Source organism: Nitrospira sp. CR1.1, assembly GCA_014055465.1.
Taxonomy (GTDB): Bacteria; Nitrospirota; Nitrospiria; order Nitrospirales; family Nitrospiraceae; genus Nitrospira_A.
The window spans coordinates 19,091-39,511 of record WIAF01000007.1 but is presented as its reverse complement, the minus strand read 5'-3'; the positions used below and the strand labels follow the sequence as shown (position 1 = coordinate 39,511).

Here is a 20,421-nt window from a genome sequence, read left to right as displayed (position 1 = left end):
CAGGAGTACCCTCTTCACTGCTCATCCGCCCTTTTCTCGCCAAGGAGGCCGACTATGAGACGCGTCCGACTCCTCACCTGTCTTTCGCTCCTGTTCCTCTCCTGTACGTCGCTGGCCTCGGCTGAACTGCTGGCCCTGCTCAACTATGAGAGCAAGCCGAACCAGCCGGCGCGCCGCGAAGGGATCGCCATCATGGAAATCGATCCCGAATCTCCGGATTTCGGGAAGATCCTGATGGACATTCCGCTGCCGCCGGACCTCGTCGCGCACCATATCTTCTTCAACCGCGACCGGACCAAGGCCTACATCACCGCGCTGAACAAGAGCGTGCTGCATACGATAGATCTAACGCGCTTCCCTTATCGTCTGCGCGCCATCGACGTGCCGGAATGCCAGATGCTCGAAGACCTGGTCGTGTCGGAAGACAACCGCACCTGGTTCCTCACCTGCATGGGATCGAGCACGGTGATCATGGGTGATGCGGCCACAGACCGGCCGGCCAAGGTCGTGCGCTCGGGCGACGGCGCCCCGGTCTCAGTGCGATACCCGCACGGGATTGCGATCCACAATGGGATCAACCGCGTGTTGATTACGAGCACCGTCAAGCCGGACATGTCCGAGGCGGGTGATTCCGTCACCGTGATCGAGGCCAACACCGGCGCGGTGCTCTCGACGCATCGCGTGTCGTCGAAACCGGCTCCTTCGAAATCCGCGCCGGTCGAGGTGATGTTTTCGCCGAACACGACACCGCCGGTGGTCCACATCACGAACATGATGGAAGGCACGCTCTGGGCCGGGGTGTGGGACCCCACCACGTCCTCATTCTCTTTTCACGAGATCGACGACTTCGGCCCGCGACAACAGGGCATGCCGCTGGAAATGTTGTACAACGCCAAGGGCGACCGCCTGTTCGTCACCACGGCGAAGCCGGGCTTTGTTAATGTGTATGACAACAGCGATCCGCGCCATCCGAAGTTCCTGCAGGCCATTCCCGCCGCCAACGGCGCGCACCATTCCCTGCTGTCACCCGATGAACATTATCTGTTCGTGCAGAACAGCCTGCTCAACCTCGAGGGCATGAGCGACGGCTCCGTCACGGTGATCGATTTGCGCAAAGGCGGCGCGGTGGTGGGCAGTATCGACACGCTGAAATCGCAGGGGTTCAATCCCAACTGCATCATGCTGCTGCCGAATCATTTTCGCGGGGAGTCCTTACGCGCCGATACGCGGCCGTGAGAGTACGAGGAAGCGGCCGCATCGTGAACGGTGAACGAGATAGCCCGCACTATTCATTGCGCTTCGTCACGAACGCGTGGAATCGCGTTGCGAGACGAGCACGCGCAACCGCGAGGTGCCGAGGCGTACTCATTGCCGTACGTCGAGGGGCCTTTCGGCGAGCATGGTCGCCGAAAGGCTTGTCGCAGCAGCGAATCCGCGGTTGCAATAGAAGCGTTCGTGAATAGTGCGGGCTAGGAGAGCGGAGACCCGGACCGCCTGACGGTCTCGGGTTGGTATCGCGCCACGCCTGGTTCAGCGGCAGGCTTCGACAGGCCCGCATCCAGCAGAATCGCCACGAGCATGTCGCTCATGACGTTCACGCCGGAGCGCGCGCGAGCGACAATCCAATCCACCGTCATGATGAGGGGAATGGCGGCGGCGATGATGCTGTCCGGCAGGCCGGCGGCCGAGAGCACAAGCGGCAACACGATCAGCCCTGCTTCCGGAATACCCGCCACGCCGGCCCCGGCAATGATCGAGGCCGCCACGATCAGGAATTGACTCGTCAACGACAGGTCATACCCCAGGGCCTGGGCGAGAAACAGCGCGGCCATCGCCTCGTAGAGGGTGATGCCATCGTTGTTGAGGTTCGTGCCGACACAGGCCGCGAGACGCGCCGATTGCGCGGAGACCTTCATGCGGTGGAGGCATTGAAGCGTGACCGGCACGGTCGCCAGGCTGCTGTTGCACGACATGGCCGTCATGATGGCATCGGCCCCCTCTCCCAGATAGACCTTTGGCGATTTTTTTCCCACGAACCAGGCGACCAGCGGGTAATAGATGAGGGCGTGGATGGTCAGCCCCGCGAGCATCGCCACGAGAAAAATCCAGAGCGCGGAGAAGACCCCCACGCCGGACTTGCCCACCACCTGCGCCACCACGCCGAACACCGCCAGCGGCACCAGGTGAATGATCCAGCCGAGAATACGCACCAGCCATTCGTACACCCGTTCCACCCCGCGCACCACGGCGTGATCCTCCGCGCCGGTCCTGGCCGCCTTGATGTGCAGGCGGCGCAGACCCGTTCCTAAGACCAGCGCCAATAGCACGACGCCGATGATATTGTTGGTAGAAAAGGGCGAGAGAATCGTGCGGGGGATATAGGCGGCGAGATCTTCAATCGGTGTTTGCGAGGTCGCCACTTTGGCCGGAAGCGTGGACCCCGGCACAAGCTGCAGCAGTTGATCGACGCGGCCTTGCCAGGACAGGCCCGGTTGCCAGGTGTTCATGATCACCAGGCCGATGGTCATGGCCACAGACACGTTGACCACACAGATGACCAGCAGCCTGGTGCCCTGGCTGAGCGGCAGACTGGTTCGGATAAGCGCATCGAGAATCGCAAAGAAGATCAGCGGAATGGCGAGCGTCTTGAGCAACTGCACGACAACCATGCCGAGCTTGCCCAACTGCGAGTTCGTGACGCCGCCCAGGTAAGGCTCCTGGCCGAAGATCACCCCGAGCAGACCGCCGAAGATCACGGCGATAAGCACCTGGGTATAGAGGGGCATCGGGAGGCAGTTGGATGTGGCGCTGGTCTTAGTCATACAGAACCGAACTCCGGAGCTTACCCCGTTTCACGGTCGGAATGCACCATGTGGGGTGTGGACGGTGAGACGGGAACGTGAAGAGGTCGAAACGCCGGAGAGGCGAATGACTATACAACTGACAGTTCGCTCAGTAACATAATTGATCCTCTCCGCCGAGCGGCCCGCTCATAGCGAGCATCTGCTGTGACCAGAACCGTGTCCGGCAATGTCAATGCCACCGCGTGATACAACGTGTCGAACACGTGATGATTCAGCGCTCGTGCCAGCTCACACGCGGTCAGGTACACGTTCGGTCCATTCTCTATCGGTAGGTCCATGGCATAGAGGTCGGAAACGTCAACAGCAGCTGTCTCCGGACTGAGTCGAACCAACACGGCCGCGGTTTCAGCCAGCCAGTGCACCGGTTGAAAGATCTTCACCCGGCCGCTCCTCAACCCATCGAGCAGCATCAACGCCTGTTCGACATCGGCCTCGTCCTCGCGTTGAGGCAATAGCCATTTCACAACCACACTGGCATCAACGACGACCCGTGTCATGGCCGACCGCTCTCCCGAGCCTGTCGAATAGCGCGTGCGGCTACTGGTCGTTTGGTTCGTCGCCGACTTAAGAGAGAGTCGATCGCATCACTCCGGCGTTTCAACATGAGCTGTTCCTCAACCGCCTGAGCCATGAGATCGGCAATCACCCGGCTTTTATTCTGACCCGCAAATGCCCTGTCGAATCTCTTCTTCACATCCTCCGGGACACTAAAATTCACCGTCGCCACAGCAGCCTCCTATTCGCAACAGTTAATGAACTCTTCAACATACGCATTGTCTGGCGAGGTACCTGAGAAGTCAAGGCATGACGTCAATCACCAGTGCGCAGCTGCTCGACGACGAATGGTTCACAGGAGCAGTGCGGGCCGGAGATTCAGAGAAAATTGAAAAGATGATCTACGCAGGCTATGCCTGACTGATGCGGCGGGCTTCGTCGACCACCGCCTGATGCAGACTCTCCGGCTTGAGGACTTTCACGCCGCTCCCGAAGCTGAGCACCCAGCCGACCAACTCACGCGTATCGGCGACGGAGAGGGTCATACGCAGGCCGCCGCCTCGCACCCGTTTCGTGCCCTGCGTGGCATGCCAGACCCGATCCTTCACCCAGGCCGCCGTGGCCTTGTCGAATTCCAACTCCACCTCGATGCGCGGCCCACGCATGACCGTGAGCGCGTCCTGCACGAAGGCATCCAGATCGAAATGCAGCGGCATCTGATAGGGATGGTCGGTCGGCGTGACGGACTTGATCCGCTCCACGGCAAACATGCGCGGCTCGCGACGCAGGTGACAATAGGCAATGAGATAGAGACCGCCCGAGGCGTACCAAAGCCGATACGGATCCACCTCGCGTCTGGTCGTGCGGCCGCGCGACACAGAGTCGTACCGGATCTGCACGGTGGTGGCGTTGGTGATGGCGCGGGTGAGCCGGTCGATGGTTTCGCGATGTTGGCGATAATGCTTATGCGGACCGAGTCCGACGCTGAATGTGCCGTCGAGCTGTTGCACCAGGGCCACTCCTTGCGGCGGAAGCGCAGCGGCGGCCTTGCCCAGGGCGGATTGGAGCGAGGTATGGAGTTCGGTGCCTTCCAGGGGGGAAATGAGGCGACGACTGAACGTGAGGGCCATCAATTCCGACGGCGAGAACCGCAGGCCGGGAACATTTCGAAATCCTTCCAGGAGCCGCCAGCAGGTGTGCCCATTGATGCGCTCAGTCACGAGGGGATACCCGGCTTCTTCCAACGCGGCGAGATCGCGTCTGAGGGTGCGGGGATGGCGGGTGGAACCGGGCGCCAGTGACTCCGCCAACTGCTCCAGCGTGAGGCCATGCCGCGAGGCCTCCAACTGCTTCAACACCACTAAGAGACGCACGGCTTGATCGTTACGCGCCATCGCCACCCCACTCCCGGCCCGGTCGATTGCGGCGCCAGTCTACCAGGATGATTCAACGGAGAGAAGAGCGGTGGCGGGGCGAACCGTACCTCGCGAAACGTCTCTCGGAGGGGACCGAGCAGACATTCTTCCCCGACCGAAACGTTTCACCTTGTACGTTTCACGCTTCACAGCTCTCGAGGTCGCGCCCGCTCAGGTGGGAATGTCGGTTGTCCCATCGTAGGAGGCGCGGGATTGATGCGCGATTTTCAACGTGTCGCCGTCTTTCACCATCGAGTCGAGCGAGCCCACCTTGCGATTGACGGTCACGAGCAATTCGCCGCGCACCACGAACGGGGCCAGCGCATCCATCAACTCCGCATTGGCCTCGATCAACATCTTGATGGCCGTCGGCCCTTCCACTTCGACGTCCAACTCCGGCTCGGTCACACGCTGTAGCAGGGTCGGCCCGAGAATCAACACTTTGACCATTGTCGATGACTCCTCCTGTTCAATCTTTGCTGCGTGAAACGTGAGACGTAAAAGGTGAAACGATATTCGGAGCGTTTCACCTTTGAACTTTCGCGTTTCTCATCTGACCTTTCACGTTTCACGTTTTACATTTTCCGGCCTGACGTTTCACCTTTCACGCCTCACGTCTCCCGGCCTGCCCGCGCGTGGCAATGCAGACAATCCTGCCGCTTGGGATGCTGCGCCGGCAAGGGGCGAACGCCTTGGGGGGTATGACAGGTCGTACACTGACTCTCCACCGTGATCGCCTGATGCGCGCTGTTGGACGGCACCTTTGGATTGCGGTCACGCGGCGACGGGAGCAAGGCCACGCCGCCAACGACGAGCAGCGCCAGCACCACAAAAATCAAATCCACTTTGCGAAAGGTCATCGGCCGGCTCCTGGTCGTCTTTCTGTCTATTGCGCGCCTGTTCGTTGATGCGCACCCGCCTCATACGCGTCGTTCAACACCTGCGCCACATGTTTGACCGCCGCGCGCCCGCGCAGACCGTTGTTGAGTTGGATCATGCAGGCCGGGCAACTGGTGGCCACCGTGTCCGCGCCACTCTGTTCGATGTTCCGGCGCTTCCGGTCGAACACCTTCTGTGAGGTGTCGTAGTCCTTCACGAGGTAGGTGCCGGCCCCGCCGGCGCAGCGATCGGCATCGGTCATCTCCACATAGTCCGCACCCGGCACCTGCTGGAGAAGCTGGCGCGGCTCCTTCGTGACACCGGCCGCTCGCAGGTGACAGGATGAATGGTACGTCACCCGGCGCGCAGGACCTTCCACCGCTCCCATCGGAGGATGTTCCGCGGAGCGCGCCACGAACTCCGTGATGTGGACAACCTTCTTCGCCAGCGCGTCCGCCGCCTGCCGTTCCGGCTCTGCCTCAAAGAATTTCTTGTATTCCTTGAGCATGAGAGTGCAAGAGGCGCAACCCGTGACGACCTGATCATACCCCGCGAGCGACTGTAAATTGAATCGCGCGTTGTCCTTCACCAGGTCTACATGGCCGTACGTTTCAATCGGCGTCCCGGAGCAGCGCTGCGGTGGAAGCTCAGGATTCACTTTATGTTTCCGCAAAACACCAATCACCGCATCTCCTACCCCGTCATCAAAATAGTTGGCCGCACAACCGTGGAAGTAGGCGACGCGCGGACCGGCTGCGGCCGGATTCGGTTGAGTGAGCTCAGGATACCGGTCGCGCAAATGCCGGGGAGCCAACTTGGGAAGCACCATGTCGGCCGGCAGTTTGGCGGTTGGCGCAATGCGCTTCAACAGTGGCGCTGCCAGCCGTTCGAGCAGGGCACGTGGGCCGGGACGATCCCAGAGGCGTTGCGTGTTCGCCAAAACTTTGAGTATCGCTTCAAATATCGGCAATCTCGCCTGAAGCGCAAACAACCAGCGGCTTCCTTGATTGGGCTGTTCGGCGCGCCGCTGGAGGATCAACTCTGAAACATCCACGCCGGCCGGACAAATCGTGCGGCAGGATTTGCAATTCAGGCAGGCCTCCACCACCCGCTTCGAATTGAGATAGGAATAGTCTTTCGCCGTGACGATTTCGTACCAGCCGCGTGAGCTCATGTCTTCCGACTGAAACACATCGTAGACCGGGCAGACGGAGTTACACTTCGCGCAGGTCGCGCAGGACTTGGACAGCCGCTGGTAGTCGATATGGTCGGTGAACGGCGCGTCGCTGATCTTAATGCCGGGGTTCATGACGTTCGCGGGATCAATCGTGCGCTTGACCTCCACGAACAATTGATAGAGTTCCTCGCCGAACATCTTGCGCACATACTCGGCACGGACGCGTCCGTCACCATGCTCGCCGCAAATCGACCCGCCAAAGCGCGACAAGACGGTTTGATGGATCTCATGGTAGGCCTGCACCATCTTGCCGAAATCCTGCCGGTCGTTTACGTCGAGGAGCGGAGTGATGTGGGCATTGCCGTTGCCAATATGGCCAAAGATCGCCACCGGCACATGCTGGCCCTCGAAGAACGTTTCGAGGTAGCGGATCAGTTCGCTGATGCGTTCGGCGCGCACCACCACGTCGTCGACGAAATTGATCGGCTTCTTGCGTGGATCGAACCGGTAGAGCGTGGGATAGAGAGCCTTCCTGGCTTTCCAGAGCTGGTCCCGCTGCTCCTTGTCGTAGGCGATGGTGAGGTCGCCACAGAGCTGATACCGGCGGCAGATTGCGGCCATGCGGTCGGCGCGGTCGCGCAAGCCGGCCTCGCCGTCGCTGCTGTCGAGCTCGGCAAGCAGAGTGGCGGCGGCCTCGGCGGGAATGCCGTGCGCGGCCCGGCCGATCAGGTTCAACGTGTTGGCGTCCATCACCTCCAGTGCGCTCGGACGGAGGCTCAGCAGATGCGGCACCGCCTCCCCGACTTCCTCCAGACGGCGAAAATGAATCAAGGCAGTGAGCGTGCCTTGGGGCTTCGGCACGAGCCGGAGCTTCGCCTCGCTGACGACGCCCAACGTGCCTTCGCTGCCGACGAATAGTTTGGGGAGATCGAACAGGCCCTGGCTCAGCCCGTCGGCCAACCCGAACAGGTTGTACCCGCAACTGTTCTTGCTGACAGTCGGCTTCTTGCTGTCGATCAAGGCCCGTTGCCGCTGCACGAGGTCGAGGATCGGCTTGAGTGTGGGATGAGCGGTCAATAGCTGTGCGAGCGCCGGATCGTCCAATCTCATCGGCGCGGCAGAAAGCCACGCCCCCGACGGCAGACACACGCGCAGCGCCTGCACATTGTCTTTCACCGAGCCATAGATCAGCGTGTGAGGGCCGGAGGAATTGTTGGCGACCATGCCGCCGAGTTTGCACATGTCGCCGCTGGATGGATCAGGACCGAACAACCAATTGCGCCGCCCCAGCTGCTTATTCAGCTCCGCCAGCACGATGCCCGGCTGCACCCGCGCCCACCGTTCCTCCTCGTTGAGTTCGAGGATACGGTTCAACTTGGACACATCGAGGATGATGCCTGAGCCGACCGCCGAGCCGGTGAGATTGGTTCCGGCGGCACGCGGCGTGAGGGGAATGCCCCGTTCCACGGCAAAGCAGACGACCGCGTCGATATCGGCCTCGTGCTCCGCCAGCACGACGGCCTTCGGCGTCATGCGATAGATACTGGCATCGACGGCATAGGCCGTCAGGGTGGGTACATCGTCTTGGACCTTCGCATGTCCAAGGAGGCGCCGAAGGTCGTTGGCGACAGCGGATGAGGTGTTGGGAAGAATGAGGGTCATGCTCGTGTATACACTGCCGCATTCTAGCAGGATACGGAAAACGTCCGCCAGCGGCGTTCTCGTGGCACTCAGCGGGTCATCGTCCGGCGCGAGTACGGTTCACTCCTTCGCTTGCTGCGGGTGACTGCCACATCGACACAGCCCAGGAGTGAATGGGAGCGTGGTGCGCAACAATCGAGTTTTTTCCGCAGCCTGCTCGTTGCTCGGATGCTGGGAGGACAAGCCGGTTGTTGCCTGCCGCGTGATCCGCTAAGATGTGGCTCAGTCCGGCGAGGCCTTCATGTCTGCCCCTACCCTGTACATCTCCCGCCTGCTCCCGGATCCGGTGATGACCGCCGCCAGGCGGCAGTTCCAGCTGCTGAACGATCCTCGCGATGCTTCGCCCTCTTGGGACAGCGTGAAAACAGGCCTGCGTGAGGCGGAGGCCGCGATCTGCACGCTGACCGATCGCGTGGATGCCTCCATGCTGGCCGAGGCGACCCGTCTCAAAGTTCTGGCGAATTATGCCGTGGGCTACAACAACATCGACCTCGCCGCCGCGAAGACCCGCGGCATTGTGGTGACCAACACGCCGGATGTGTTGACCGACTCCACGGCGGATCTGACTTGGGCTCTGCTCCTAGCGGTGGCGCGGCGAGTGGCGGAGGGAGACGCCTACGTACGATCGGGGGACTGGTCCGGCTGGGCGCCGACGCAGATGCTGGGAGCGGATGTGTCGGGCAAAACCTTGGGCATCATCGGCATGGGTCGCATCGGACAGGCCGTGGCGCAACGGGCAACCGGCTTCAACATGCGCATCCGTTATACCTCGCGCACTCCCGCGACCCTCGAAGGGTTGCCGTCTCACTGGGAATCTCGCGCGCTCCCCGATCTGTTACAGGAAGCCGATTTTGTGAGCCTGCATGTGCCGCTGACCCCCGCCACCCATCACCTGATCGGCGCGCGCCGGCTGGCGCTGATGAAACCGACGGCGTTCCTGATCAATACCTCACGGGGACCGGTCGTCGAGGAATCTGCGCTGGTCGATGCCCTGCTGCAACGCCGGTTGGCCGGCGCGGGACTCGACGTGTTCGAACAGGAACCGGCCTTTCATCCAAGCCTGCGCGAACTCAGGCAGGTCGTGCTCCTGCCCCATTTGGGTTCTGCCACGCTGGCGACGAGAGTCCGGATGGGGATGATCTGTCTGGAAAATATTGCGGCGGTGTTGTCCGGAAGGCCGGCGCCCAATCAGGTCCACCCCGCGTAACGACGTCACCACGCAGTGGCGATCAGGGCTGGCGAACGACGGTGACGGACCGGCCTAGTGGCCGGCGATCGGGAGAGGACTCGCCGGAGCGGACGCGGGAAGTTCCGGATGAACGGCCCCGTTGGTCACCTGCAGCCGCAGCGCGTCAACCCGGCGAGGCACGTCATGGAAGGACGGAATGGATTGATACATGCTCAGCGCCCGATCGTGAGCACCTGTCACTTCGTAGAGTAACGCCAGTTCGTATCGGACCAATTGCGCGTTGCCTCCCCGGCAGCGCGAGTCAGAGATCAGCTTCTCCAGCAACTGAATCGCGTGATCTGCGCGGCTCTGTTCCTTGCAGCAGAGCGCCATCATCAGGCAGGAATCCACGAAGAACCCTGAATCCTTCATCGACAGCAGAAACTCTTCCTTCGCTTCTTCGCAGAGCCCCATGTCTTTGTAGGCCATGCCCAGGGCGTAACGGGTTTCCGCATCCGCCGTCTCCATAGCGGGAGCGGGCGGCGGCGCGGGCGATGGAACCTGCGGTGGCTCGGCCGCGACGACAGGGGAGATTTCGAGGACGGGCGCGGAAGGAGGCACGGGTGGCGGCACGGCTTGCACGACAACCGGTTCCGCCACCGGAGGCCGCACGGCCGGAGCCTCGACCGGAGGCGCCGATGGATCCACGAGTCTAAAGGGAGCGTCCGCCACCGGCTCGATGGCCATGACCTCAGGCACCGATACCGGTTCAGGCGTCGGCATTTCGGAAACCTCCGCCATCGGCGCGACGGCTTCCGATTCGGGCATCGACCCGGCATTGGGATCGAACGAGGGCGCGAGCTTCCGGGCAATCGGGCTGCCGGGGGCCAGCGCCTGCACTTTTTCAAAGAGCTCGGCCGGCAGCGTCGGCATGCCCGGCTCAGGATGCTCCAACAAAATCTCGACGGCCCGGCCGAAATGCTGCGCGGCCGTCGCGGGGTCATCCTTTTCCTGGTAGAGCTCGCCCAGCAATTCCAGCATGGGAACGGAGGCCGGTTCGACTTTGAGATAGTCGGCTATCAACAATTCTGCCATGCCATAGTCTTGCGCGCGAAGAGCCGCACCGGCAAGAAAGCGGTACTCCCCCAAGGCGACAACGAGATTGCCCTGCAAGAGATGCATCCTGGCGAGCAATTGGCAAATCTCAGGATTGCCAGGCTCGCGGCTCAGCAGCTGAGTCAACATGGCCTCGGCTCCGGCGTACTGCCCTTCTTCGATCCGGCGGGTCGCTTCGGCCATGAGATCGCTCGCATCGCCTGGCTTGGCTGCCGTGGCGGCTGGTTTGCCAGGGCGGGCGGCACTGGGCGGCACCGCGCCGCCCGTTTCGATCATGGAGGTGATTTCTTTGGCCTCGGCATTTTCCGGATCGAGGCGAAGAACGGCCGTATACATTGCTTTGGCTTGATCGTACTGTTGCGCGGCCGATTGCTCGCGCCCAAGCTGCAAGTACATCCGCGCCGCCTCATCAACGAGCCCTTCCTGCACGCAGAGCTCTGCCACGCGCAACTGGGCGTCCAGGTTTGAGGGGTCTTGCGCAACGATCTTGCGATAGATCTCCAGCGCTTCTTTGTTCCGGCCGTCCTTGACGTAATGCTTACCGAGGGTGAGGTAGTCCTGAACGGCGCTGCTCAGCAAGCCTCGTTCGGCGTTCAAATCACCAAGGTGCCGATAGATTTCGACCCGTGCGGGATCGACCTTAAGAATCTTCTTGTAGGCGGCAATGGCCTTGAGGACCGAGCCTTCGGAGCGAAATGCCGTGGCCGCCTGCTGAAAGGCCGTGACGGCGTCTGCGGTGGCATTGCGTTTGAGCTGAAGATCGCCGATGGAATTAAAGATGGTGCCGTCGGCAGGCGTGTCGGTGGTCAGCTTCCGCCATTCGGCGATGGCGGCATCGTACTGCCCCTTGGAAGCAAAGAGCTGCGCGTTCTGAAGCACTGTTCGGCGGTCGACAGCCAAGAAGAGCCCTCACCCGGCGTTGAGAGTCCACGCTAACAGTCAACCTATGTATTGTCAAACAAATGGATAAAAGAGAGACACCGCAAACGCGGCGCCCAGAGCGGCGGTTCGACGAAGAAACCGGCGGCCCCTCGATGCAGCTGAGGGGCCGCGGATTATGACAGATGCAACCGGTTAGGAAGCCGGCGCGAGATCCTTCAACACGTTCGCCGCCTGCGGTCCCTTGGCGCCCTGAACGATGTCGAACTCCACGTTCTCGCCCTCTTTCAAGGTCTTGAATCCATCGCCCTGCAGCGCAGAGTAATGCACGAAGACGTCGTCTCCGCCATCAAGCCGGATAAATCCGAATCCTTTACGATCGTTGAACCACTTGACGGTGCCCTTAGTTTTCATACGGTCCTCCTGTTCTCAACGCACGGACATAAAGAGCGCATCAGCTCGTCGGCTGAGTCGCATGGCATGGAATGATGACGATAAAAAAGGAAGAAACAACAGCGACGAGCGCGGCAGCTCTTGCGGAGGCGTTCAGACAACATTCAACCCGAACCATCTTGACCTGCTGAAAAGTGCGCAGCGATGTACCATGGGGTGAAATGCTTGTCAAGCGGATCTTTTGGCCCTGGCCGTTCTGATCTGTTTACAACCCACGCAGACTCTTCTATAGTGCAGCAACCAATTCTCCGATGTGGGACCCCGGCCGCTCTCGTGCTGCACACCATCCTCGATCGCTACATCTTCCGCGAATTGCTTTCGCCCTTTTGCATCAGCCTGGGAGCCCTGTGCTTCGTGATGCTCACGAAGGAACTGCTCCGCCTGGTGGAGCTGCTCGTCACGAAGGGCATCGGCTTTCTTTCGGTCTTGAAGGTCTTCGCCCACTTACTCCCCTCGTTCCTCGTGCTGACGCTGCCCATCGCCGGCATCATTGCCTCTATTACAGCCTTCGGGCGGCTGTCGCTGGATAAAGAACTGGTGGCGATGCGCGCCGCCGGTTTCAGCCTGTTGCGGCTGTCCCAATCGGTGTTTCTCTTCGCGGCACTCGTCTGCGGCCTCACGCTCATGATGGCGCAATACGGCCAGCCGTGGAGCAATGTGAATCTGAAAAAAGTGGCGTTGAATCTCCTGCGCGACGAACTGGTGCTGGAACTGGACCGCGGGGTCTTCAACGAAGCCATCCCCAAAATGGTGATTTACGTGCCCGATGCTCAGGAGGGGCAGGACAACCGCGGCATTTTCGTGGCGGATGAACGCAACCCGGCCGATCCCCGCATCATCGTGGCGCAGCAGTACCAGGTGATGACCGATTCCGCGAGCAGCCAGGTCGCGCTGCGACTCATGAACGGCGTCATCCACAGCCGTCCTCAAAACCCCGTGGAGTACCAGAAGATTTCCTTTGCGGCTTACGATCTCAAATTGAGCATCAACGCAAGCCTCTACGGCGCCGAAGAGCGCACGCCGATGGAGGTGATTCGCGCGAAACTGGAAAGTTCCAACTGGACGGATACCAACGCCTTGCGGCGGCTCATGGAATACTATAAAGACCTGGCGTTTCCCGCCGCGTCGCTGGTGTTCTGCATTCTGGGAGTGCCGGTCGGGATTGTGTCGAAACGCTCCGGCAGCATCGGCGGGTTTGCCGTCGGGGTGCTCGTCGTGATCGCTTACTACGTGATCAATGTCGCCTGCGAGTTTCTGGTGACCACGCTCTGGATCTCCCCGTTCGCCGGCGCCTGGCTACCGAATGTCATCTTCACGATCGTCACGATTCTGTGGTTCTACCGTGTGAGCCGGCAATAGCCCTATGAGTATTCTCTTCCGATACATGCTGCGCGAGTATGTGAAGATTTTCGGCATGTGCTTTTCCGGGCTGATGACGATTTATCTCGTCATCGATTTTTTTGAAAAGGTCCGCCGCTTCCTGCGGTATGACGCCCACGCCCTCGATGTGCTGGCCTACTTCGTGTTGAAAATGCCGGCCATCTCCTATCAGATCGCTCCACTGGCGGTCTTGATGGCAACCCTCTTGACCATCGGCCTGCTCTCACGCAGCCATGAAATCACGGCCATGCGCAGTTGCGGCATCAGTCTGTACTGGATCACCTCGCCGTTTATTTTTCTCGGAACGGTGTTGGCGCTCGTGCTGTTCCTGTTCAGTTCCACCGTGATTCCCCTGGCGCTGGCCAAGGCCGAACACATCAAAACGACGCAGATCGAGAAACGCGTCACGCCGGTCTCGCTGAAGGCCGCCCAGCCGTGGGTGAGCCTCGGCGGCCAGACCCTGATGAACATCGACACGATCGATCCCGGAGGCGCGGTGTTGCGCAACATCCGGCTGTATCGATTGAGCCCGGCGTTTCAATTGGAGGAGATCGCGGAGGCGAAGCGCGCGGTGTATTCTTCCCAAGGCTGGGCTCTGCACGAGGGCATGACACGCGCCTTCCGTGAAGACGGCACGGTCTCGGTGAGCAGCTTTCAGACGCAACCGCTGGCGCTGCCCCACATTCCCGATGACTTTACCACCTGGGCCGAACTGGATTCTGAAACGATGACCCTGCGCGAGATTCGCGCCTATGTCGATCGCTTGCATCTAGGCGGCACCATGCTCCCCCGGTTGCTCACAGATTACTACGGCCGGATCGCCTTTCCCTGCGTCACGCTGATCATGGTGATCGTCGGCATCGCGTTGAGCCTTCGCCGCACGGGTGTCCGCGGAAGCGGCATGGCCATGGGCATCGGACAAGCCATGGCGGTCGGGTTCTTCTATTGGTCCACGCACTCCGTTGCCATTGCGCTGGGGCGCGGCGGTGCGCTGTCTCCGATGCTGGCCGGATGGATGGCGAATATGGTGTTCCTGACGTTCGGTTTGTATCTGCTCATGAAGGTGCGCTACTGAAAGGACGCTGAAATTGTCCGCCGGCGGCGTTCTGGCATTGATCAAGCCCCAGCCTGTACGGTGGTTTCGCCACTGTCCATACGGAGCTCTCGACTGGGTGCATGCGCACAGCATTGACTGTGACGCCCCCGTGCGGTAAGTAGACAGGCCGCACACAGCACCATCACGCAGCAGCGAAAGGGTTCTATGTCGACGAGGGTCGTCATCACGGGTCTGGGAGTCGTCTCCCCCATCGGCATCGGAGTGCCGCAGTTCTGGAAGGCAGCGCTGGAAGGCCGGTCAGGAATTTCCGCCATTCCCTCCTTCGATCCGTTTCCACTTGAGGGCTATCGGTCGCGCATCGCAGGGCGCATCGTCGACTTCTCGCCTGACCACTATCTCCCCGCCGGTCAGGGGGATCGTGTGGATCGGTATGCCCAATTCGCGCTCGTCGCCGCCAAGGAGGCGCTGGCTGACGCCGACTTCAAGATGGAACGTGAAGACCCGCACCGGGTTGGCGTCATCGTCGGAGCCGGCATGGGCGGGATGGTGATGGGCGAGCGCGAGATCACGCAACTCTATGAACAGAAACGCCCGCACCGGGTGCATCCGAATTTTATTCCGGTCATCACGTTGAATTCCGCCTCCGGGATCGTGGCCATGGCCTATGGGGCAAAAGGTCCGAACCTCACGATTTCAACTGCCTGTTCGTCGAGCGCCCATGCTCTGGGACAAGCCATGCACGCCATTCGCGCCGGCACGGCGGACGCCGTGATCGTGGTCGGCGCGGATGCCAGCATTACACCTCTGGTCTTTGCGGGATTTTGCTCGCTTCGGGCCCTCTCCACGAAGTATAACGAGGCCCCGGAGAAAGCCTCACGTCCCTTCGACCGCGGACGGGATGGGTTCGTGATGGGAGAAGGCGCCGGCGCGCTGATCCTCGAATCGCTGGCTCACGCCAAGAAACGCAAGGCCCGGATGTACGCGGAAGTGGCCGGGTATGCCGCCACGAGCGAGGCCCATCACATGGTCATTCCCCGCGAGGACGGGGAGGAAGTCGCCACGACCATGCGGCTGGCGTTGAAAGATGCGGGCGTGACGCCGGCGCAGGTGGATTACATCAACGCTCACGCCACGTCGACGTCGGTCGGCGACGCGGTGGAGGTGAAGGCCATTCGCCTGGTGTTTAAGTCACGCGCGGATAAACTCGCCATCAACGCGACCAAGTCGCTGGTGGGCCATACCCTGGGCGCAGCCGGATCACTCGCCGGTATCGTGTCGGCGCTCACGCTCACCAGCGGGCAGGTTCACCCCACGCTGAACCTGGATGATCCCGACCCGGCTTGCGCCCTGGCGGGCCTCTCCAAGGAGCAGCAACCGCGCAACGCGAAGGTGGCCCTGATCAACGCATTTGGATTCGGCAGCAACAATGCTGCGGTCGTTTTAAAAACTGTCTCCTCCTGACCCCTGTCCGGCAACGGCAGCGGGCGGCGGGCGACTGACCAGGAAGGAACGAAGGAACCCGGGCATGGCCAACACTATAGATGTTTCCGGCAAGATCATCCGGGCGCTGGCGGAGTATCTGAAGCGGGATGCGGCCTCCATCAAGCCGACGCATCACCTGCGGGAAGATCTTGGCTTGGATTCGATGGCGGTTATTGAAATGTTGTATCGAATTGAAGAGGTGTTCAATCTGCAGATTCCTGACCAGGATCTGGTCGGCCTCACGACCGTCGGCCATGTCATCACCTACGTGGAAGGGCGGGTCGCGCCGGCCCCGGCCAAAGCCGCAACGAAACATTCGGCTGCGAAACGTTCGACCAAGAGCAAGAAAGCCTAACAGGATGAGCACGGCACCCAGGCGCACCCCGCTGACACTCCGGGAACTCCACGAGTATGTGAAAGGCGAACTGATCGGGTCCCCGGATGCAACCGTCACCGCCGTGGCCAGCCTGGAGCAGGCCGGGCCGGGCGATCTGGCCTTTGTGACATCCGAGCGACATCTCAAGTCTCCACAGCAGGCGACCATCGGCGCCCTGCTCGTCGGACGACGCATTGCGGACTGCCCCTCCCCGCAAATCGTGGTGGACAACCCCGCGTACGCGTTCGCGCGGGCGGCGCAGCAGTTTTTTGCGCGAGCGAGCCGGGTGCGCGGAGTTGCGGAGGGCATCACGCGCGGGGACGGCGTGGCGATCGGCGCCGATGTCTCGATTTGGCCCGGCGTAACCTTGGGCGATCGCGTGACCATTGGCGCGCGGGTGACCCTCTATCCCGGTGTCTTCATCGGGGACGACAGCGTCATCGGCGATGAGAGCCTCCTCTACCCTAACGTGGTCGTCCGGGAAGGATGCCGGCTCGGCGCGCGCGTCATTGTCCACAGCGGGACGGTGATCGGCAGCGACGGCTTCGGGTATGTCCAATACCAGGGCCGCCATCAGAAGATCCCTCAGCTGGGCGGCGTCCTCATCGAAGACGATGTGGAACTGGGCGCCAACGTCTCCGTGGATCGCGCGACGTTTGGTGATACCGTCATCAAGCGCGGCTCTAAGATCGACAACCTCGTGCAAATTGCGCACAACGTGGTCGTCGGCGAACACAATATTTTGGTCGCGCAGGTCGGTATTGCCGGAAGCACCACGCTGGGACGCTACGTGATGGTGGGTGGGCAAGCAGGTTTGGCCGATCATTTGCAGATCGGCGACCAGGTGATGATCGCGGCGAAATCCGGCGTGACCAGAAGCTTGGAGCCGAATCAGATCGTCTCCGGCGCGCCCGTCATGCCGCACACCACCTTTCTAAAGGCCCAGGCGGTCATTCCTCAACTGCCTGAACTCCGCCAACGGGTCCGCGAGTTGGAGGAGCGCCTCGCGAAACTAGAGCAAGCCGCGACACCTGCCGCTAAAATCCGCAAGCCGCGCCGCAAGTAGCTGACTCACCGATATCGTCAGGATTTCAGCAGCGTCTTCCAGAAGAACAACTTGGCCCAAAAGAATCCGGCCCAAGGCAGGAAATAGGCCGCGATCGGATGCACCGCGCCGTACACCACGGCAATGGTCGATCCGAACAAGAGCAAGGCTAGACCAGCCATGTACGCAACCGGAGCCCAGGGGGACCCACTGGACGATTTCTGACTTTTCCCGCTCTCCCGTTTCAGTTTCCCGCTCTTCGTGAGCGCAGGCTGCCGCATGCGGTCGGCAAACACTTCGGGACGGTTGGCCAGAATCCACCGATGATAGGTGGTCTGCAGCCACCCCAGCACCCCTCCCAACAGCAACAATCCGGAGCTTTGCAAAAAAGTTGCCCACGAATAGGTGTCGGTTCCAAGCAGCTGATAGCCTAATCCACCGACTCCGCCAAGCATAGAGATCAGACCGAGAATACCGGCCGGAAATAACATGTACGCTTTGATATAGGCCGTCGCGCGCGCGTCGTGACTTTCCTGCTGTTTCGCTGAGACGAGTTTTGGCATGGCCGTGATGGTCGTACAATCCTCACCCCAACCGCAAGAGAAATTGTACTGGCTTGAAGTGATAGGTTCGGTCCCTAACGTCCCCTGTGAACGCGGTCATCCCGCCTGTCCACAAGAACTGTGGACGGACTGTGCGCAACCATGTGGATGGAACGCGTTTAGGCGGACTGCGAGGGGGCGCCGGTCAATTGCCCAAGGATTAAGCGCGAGGAAGCACGATGGTCAGAGGGAATGAAGGTGGGGTCTGTGTGGGAAAACCCGGCTAGGCCATGGGCAGAATATCAAAAATGGCGGCCCGCTCCACCCGCCCGACATCCACCCATTGCTGGGCCAGCGGAATGAGCGTCGCCAACCGCTCTTCCAGGGCAGCCAACCGCTCGCGAATGGCGGCGGGCTTGTGTTGTGCGGTTACGCGAAGAAATGTCCGGAGGCCTTGGAGGAAGACGCTGATATTCGATGCGGACACCCGTTCAGATGCCTCGAACAGCACATCGATTTCATCAAAAATGGGCTCCAACGCCTGGGGAGGCAACACGCGTTCTTCGCTCGCGCGTGCGATACGGCCAAGCGTCGCGATGACCGACGGAACCCGGGCCTGCATATGGCCGAGAAACCGTTCATCCAAGTCATCCAGTTCCTGCAGCAGACGGCCGATGGTCCGCGCGTCCACTACAGCAACGCCCTCCGCCGCCTCGCGTTCGGCTCGCTGAATGACCGTCTCCAATACATCGCGCACCGGTTCCAGCGAACGGCCGCGCGCCACATGCAATTGCCGCAAGGCTTCGAGTATGGAAGACGCGGGCACGGGACGTGGAGAACCAGTCGTCGGCAACGCCGTCTCAGGGACAATCCCCATAGAAACCTGGGACTCCTGAGATTCCGGTTGCCCGGGTTCCTCAACGGCCATCGGCACGCGCTCAGCGGAATCGTCGACTGTCTCCGGATGCTGTTCGACCGGCCGAAGCGCCTGTACCGTCTTGCCAATCTCCAGCAAGCCCTCTCGAAGCGACGCCACGTGATGCGCCGCCACAGCCCGTTCGTGTCTGGCTGCCGCCTGCAGGAGCGGAAATAACCTGGTCGCCATCTCCTCCACAGCCGTCAATCCGACCGTGGACGCGGAACGCGCAAGATTGTTGACGCTCTGCCATAAAATCGTAGCCAATTGCGCGCGACGAGCCTGCTCACTGGTGGTGTCCAGCCGCTCCAACGCCGTTTGAATCTGATGAAGCCATTCCCGGGCTTCCAAGACGAACAGGCCCAAAATTTCCCGGCGTACAGGAATGATTGGCTCAGCCGCCGCTGTTTCCGCCGGTACCGGGACGGGCCCCGGTGCTGCGGCAGGCTGGTCCACGGCAGCCTGGATGACTCCGGCAATGGCATCAAGGCTTTCCAGCAAGGCCGCAAATTGGTCCGAGACGTTTGTCGGCGCAGAGGGCGCTGTCGTGGCAGGTTCAACAGAATCGAAGGTGACACGTTCCAAAGCCGGCGGCTCAACGGTCTCAACCACCGACACATGGGGCAGCAGGCTCAAATCAAGCATGCGCGGGGGGTCAGAAGCCGATGCGTCCTCTGCGCCCGTGATACGCAATACCGGGCGCGATGGATAGCGCGCGGTAATACGGACCACCACCCCTTCTTCTCCGCTACTGAGCCGCACCCTCGTGCCAAGCGGATACACCGATAATTGTTCGACCAACGCTTTCATGATTTCCCGCGGGAACGCGGTACGTTCCGTGGTGAGCAACTCGCGCACGGCTTCGTGAGGCAGCAGCCGCCGACGATAGGGACGCGGGCTGACCAGCGCATCGAAGATATCCACCAAGCCGATAATCTGGGCCAGCTCGTTGATCTCTCGGCCTTTCAAGCGATGGGGATATCCCTGCCCTTTTCCTCGCTCATGCGCTTGCAGCACCACTTCCGCCAGCCAGGCATAATCCGGCCCCGCACGGCGGATGACCTCGGAACCGAGACGAGGATGTTGTTCGACCAGTGTGCGTTCTTCGGCTGTCAGGCGGCCGGTTTTGGTGAGGAGCTGCTGCGGTACAGCAAAAATTCCGATGTCGTGCAGCAACCCGGCTAAGGCGAGCCGGTGCAATTCGACTCCGTAGTATCCGAGGCCGATCCCCACTTTCGTAGCCAGGATTCCGACATTGATGAGATTCGTCACGAGCGGAGGTCCGCTAGGACTGGACAGCGCTTCAACGACCAACTGCTCGCTTCCTTGTAACGATTCGACGATGGCCTCTGCGAGATGCGTCAGCTCGACGAGGTCCAGGGGTTCCTGTCGTTGGACGGAGGCAGCCAGCTTCGCGAGTATCTCCTCTGCCTGCCGGTAGTGAGTCTGTTCCATTCCCGTTCTCTTCAGCCCCCA

General features: G+C 61.1%; 19 protein-coding genes. 7 read left to right on the top strand and 12 right to left on the bottom strand.

Annotation, left to right across the window (positions count from 1 at the left end; all coding sequences use genetic code 11):
• Window positions 1-54: 54 nt before the first annotated feature.
• Window positions 55-1,236, top strand: a complete 1,182-nt coding sequence (locus tag GDA65_13140) for a YncE family protein (protein ID MBA5863635.1) — start codon at window positions 55-57, stop codon at window positions 1,234-1,236.
• A 233-nt stretch (window positions 1,237-1,469) separates the two neighbouring features.
• On the opposite strand, the gene GDA65_13135 is transcribed toward GDA65_13140, so the two are convergent.
• The 7 genes from GDA65_13135 to GDA65_13105 form a co-directional block, all read right to left on the bottom strand.
• Window positions 1,470-2,822, bottom strand: a complete 1,353-nt coding sequence (locus GDA65_13135) for a cation:dicarboxylase symporter family transporter (GenBank protein ID MBA5863634.1) — start codon at window positions 2,820-2,822, stop codon at window positions 1,470-1,472.
• Between the two features lie 110 nt (window positions 2,823-2,932).
• Window positions 2,933-3,361 (bottom strand): PIN domain-containing protein, encoded by a 429-nt coding sequence (locus GDA65_13130; protein MBA5863633.1) that lies wholly within the window; start codon window positions 3,359-3,361, stop codon window positions 2,933-2,935.
• On the bottom strand, window positions 3,358-3,591 hold the full coding sequence (locus GDA65_13125; GenBank protein ID MBA5863632.1) for a hypothetical protein: 234 nt from the start codon (window positions 3,589-3,591) through the stop codon (window positions 3,358-3,360). The genes GDA65_13130 and GDA65_13125 overlap by 4 nt, the downstream gene beginning before the upstream one ends.
• Window positions 3,592-3,769: 178 nt before the next feature.
• Window positions 3,770-4,753: a WYL domain-containing protein gene (locus tag GDA65_13120; GenBank protein ID MBA5863631.1), complete on the bottom strand. Its 984-nt coding sequence runs from the start codon at window positions 4,751-4,753 to the stop codon at window positions 3,770-3,772.
• A gap of 192 nt (window positions 4,754-4,945) precedes the next feature.
• Window positions 4,946-5,224, bottom strand: coding sequence for a hypothetical protein (locus GDA65_13115; GenBank protein ID MBA5863630.1), 279 nt, complete (start codon window positions 5,222-5,224; stop codon window positions 4,946-4,948).
• Between the two features lie 161 nt (window positions 5,225-5,385).
• Window positions 5,386-5,634: a hypothetical protein gene (locus GDA65_13110; protein MBA5863629.1), complete on the bottom strand. Its 249-nt coding sequence runs from the start codon at window positions 5,632-5,634 to the stop codon at window positions 5,386-5,388.
• Between the two features lie 26 nt (window positions 5,635-5,660).
• Window positions 5,661-8,492, bottom strand: a complete 2,832-nt coding sequence (locus GDA65_13105) for an FAD-binding protein (protein ID MBA5863628.1) — start codon at window positions 8,490-8,492, stop codon at window positions 5,661-5,663.
• Between the two features lie 280 nt (window positions 8,493-8,772).
• On the opposite strand from GDA65_13105, the gene GDA65_13100 reads away from it, so the two are divergent.
• Window positions 8,773-9,738, top strand: coding sequence for a D-glycerate dehydrogenase (locus tag GDA65_13100; protein MBA5863627.1), 966 nt, complete (start codon window positions 8,773-8,775; stop codon window positions 9,736-9,738).
• 54 nt (window positions 9,739-9,792) lie between these two features.
• Here GDA65_13100 and GDA65_13095 read toward each other — a convergent pair whose 3' ends face one another.
• The 3 genes from GDA65_13095 to GDA65_13085 are packed head-to-tail and all read right to left on the bottom strand — an operon-like array spanning window position 9,793 to window position 12,108.
• Complete coding sequence (locus tag GDA65_13095; protein ID MBA5863626.1) at window positions 9,793-11,715, bottom strand: tetratricopeptide repeat protein; 1,923 nt, start codon at window positions 11,713-11,715, stop codon at window positions 9,793-9,795.
• 54 nt (window positions 11,716-11,769) lie between these two features.
• On the bottom strand, window positions 11,770-11,874 hold the full coding sequence (locus GDA65_13090) for a twin-arginine translocation signal domain-containing protein (GenBank protein ID MBA5863625.1): 105 nt from the start codon (window positions 11,872-11,874) through the stop codon (window positions 11,770-11,772).
• Window positions 11,875-11,889: 15 nt separating this feature from the next.
• Window positions 11,890-12,108 carry a cold-shock protein gene (locus tag GDA65_13085; protein MBA5863624.1) on the bottom strand — a complete coding sequence of 73 codons (219 nt, stop codon included), beginning with the start codon at window positions 12,106-12,108 and terminating at the stop codon, window positions 11,890-11,892.
• Window positions 12,109-12,291: 183 nt separating this feature from the next.
• On the opposite strand from GDA65_13085, the gene GDA65_13080 reads away from it, so the two are divergent.
• The 5 genes from GDA65_13080 (at window position 12,292) to lpxD (ending at window position 17,508) form a co-directional block, all read left to right on the top strand.
• Window positions 12,292-13,506: an LptF/LptG family permease gene (locus GDA65_13080; protein MBA5863623.1), complete on the top strand. Its 1,215-nt coding sequence runs from the start codon at window positions 12,292-12,294 to the stop codon at window positions 13,504-13,506.
• A 4-nt stretch (window positions 13,507-13,510) separates the two neighbouring features.
• Window positions 13,511-14,602, top strand: coding sequence for an LPS export ABC transporter permease LptG (gene lptG / locus GDA65_13075; protein ID MBA5863622.1), 1,092 nt, complete (start codon window positions 13,511-13,513; stop codon window positions 14,600-14,602).
• A 186-nt stretch (window positions 14,603-14,788) separates the two neighbouring features.
• On the top strand, window positions 14,789-16,045 hold the full coding sequence (gene fabF, locus GDA65_13070) for a beta-ketoacyl-ACP synthase II (protein MBA5863621.1): 1,257 nt from the start codon (window positions 14,789-14,791) through the stop codon (window positions 16,043-16,045).
• A 64-nt stretch (window positions 16,046-16,109) separates the two neighbouring features.
• Window positions 16,110-16,421 (top strand): acyl carrier protein, encoded by a 312-nt coding sequence (locus GDA65_13065; protein MBA5863620.1) that lies wholly within the window; start codon window positions 16,110-16,112, stop codon window positions 16,419-16,421.
• A complete protein-coding gene (lpxD, locus tag GDA65_13060; protein ID MBA5863619.1) occupies window positions 16,321-17,508 on the top strand; it encodes a UDP-3-O-(3-hydroxymyristoyl)glucosamine N-acyltransferase in 1,188 nt (395 codons plus the stop codon). Before GDA65_13065 ends, lpxD begins: the two co-directional genes overlap by 101 nt.
• A 17-nt stretch (window positions 17,509-17,525) precedes the next feature.
• Here the strand turns inward: lpxD and GDA65_13055 are convergent, their stop codons facing one another.
• Window positions 17,526-18,050, bottom strand: a complete 525-nt coding sequence (locus GDA65_13055; protein MBA5863618.1) for a hypothetical protein — start codon at window positions 18,048-18,050, stop codon at window positions 17,526-17,528.
• A gap of 262 nt (window positions 18,051-18,312) precedes the next feature.
• A complete protein-coding gene (locus GDA65_13050) occupies window positions 18,313-20,400 on the bottom strand; it encodes an HD domain-containing protein (GenBank protein ID MBA5863617.1) in 2,088 nt (695 codons plus the stop codon).
• Window positions 20,401-20,421 lie beyond the last annotated feature (21 nt).

Excerpts from the sequence above, each read along its gene's own strand:
- GDA65_13100 (MBA5863627.1), top strand. The coding sequence starts at position 8,773 with ATGTCTGCCCCTACCCTGTACATCTCCCGCCTGCTCCCGGATCCGGTG.
- GDA65_13135 (MBA5863634.1), bottom strand. The coding sequence starts at position 2,822 with ATGACTAAGACCAGCGCCACATCCAACTGCCTCCCGATGCCCCTCTAT.
- GDA65_13105 (MBA5863628.1), bottom strand. The coding sequence starts at position 8,492 with ATGACCCTCATTCTTCCCAACACCTCATCCGCTGTCGCCAACGACCTT.
- GDA65_13085 (MBA5863624.1), bottom strand. The coding sequence starts at position 12,108 with ATGAAAACTAAGGGCACCGTCAAGTGGTTCAACGATCGTAAAGGATTC.
- GDA65_13140 (MBA5863635.1), top strand. The coding sequence starts at position 55 with ATGAGACGCGTCCGACTCCTCACCTGTCTTTCGCTCCTGTTCCTCTCC.
- GDA65_13130 (MBA5863633.1), bottom strand. The coding sequence starts at position 3,361 with ATGACACGGGTCGTCGTTGATGCCAGTGTGGTTGTGAAATGGCTATTG.
- lpxD (MBA5863619.1), top strand. The coding sequence starts at position 16,321 with ATGTCATCACCTACGTGGAAGGGCGGGTCGCGCCGGCCCCGGCCAAAG.
- GDA65_13115 (MBA5863630.1), bottom strand. The coding sequence starts at position 5,224 with ATGGTCAAAGTGTTGATTCTCGGGCCGACCCTGCTACAGCGTGTGACC.
- GDA65_13065 (MBA5863620.1), top strand. The coding sequence starts at position 16,110 with ATGGCCAACACTATAGATGTTTCCGGCAAGATCATCCGGGCGCTGGCG.
- GDA65_13120 (MBA5863631.1), bottom strand. The coding sequence starts at position 4,753 with ATGGCGCGTAACGATCAAGCCGTGCGTCTCTTAGTGGTGTTGAAGCAG.
- GDA65_13110 (MBA5863629.1), bottom strand. The coding sequence starts at position 5,634 with ATGACCTTTCGCAAAGTGGATTTGATTTTTGTGGTGCTGGCGCTGCTC.
- lptG (MBA5863622.1), top strand. The coding sequence starts at position 13,511 with ATGAGTATTCTCTTCCGATACATGCTGCGCGAGTATGTGAAGATTTTC.
- GDA65_13055 (MBA5863618.1), bottom strand. The coding sequence starts at position 18,050 with ATGCCAAAACTCGTCTCAGCGAAACAGCAGGAAAGTCACGACGCGCGC.
- GDA65_13050 (MBA5863617.1), bottom strand. The coding sequence starts at position 20,400 with ATGGAACAGACTCACTACCGGCAGGCAGAGGAGATACTCGCGAAGCTG.
- GDA65_13080 (MBA5863623.1), top strand. The coding sequence starts at position 12,292 with ATGTACCATGGGGTGAAATGCTTGTCAAGCGGATCTTTTGGCCCTGGC.
- fabF (MBA5863621.1), top strand. The coding sequence starts at position 14,789 with ATGTCGACGAGGGTCGTCATCACGGGTCTGGGAGTCGTCTCCCCCATC.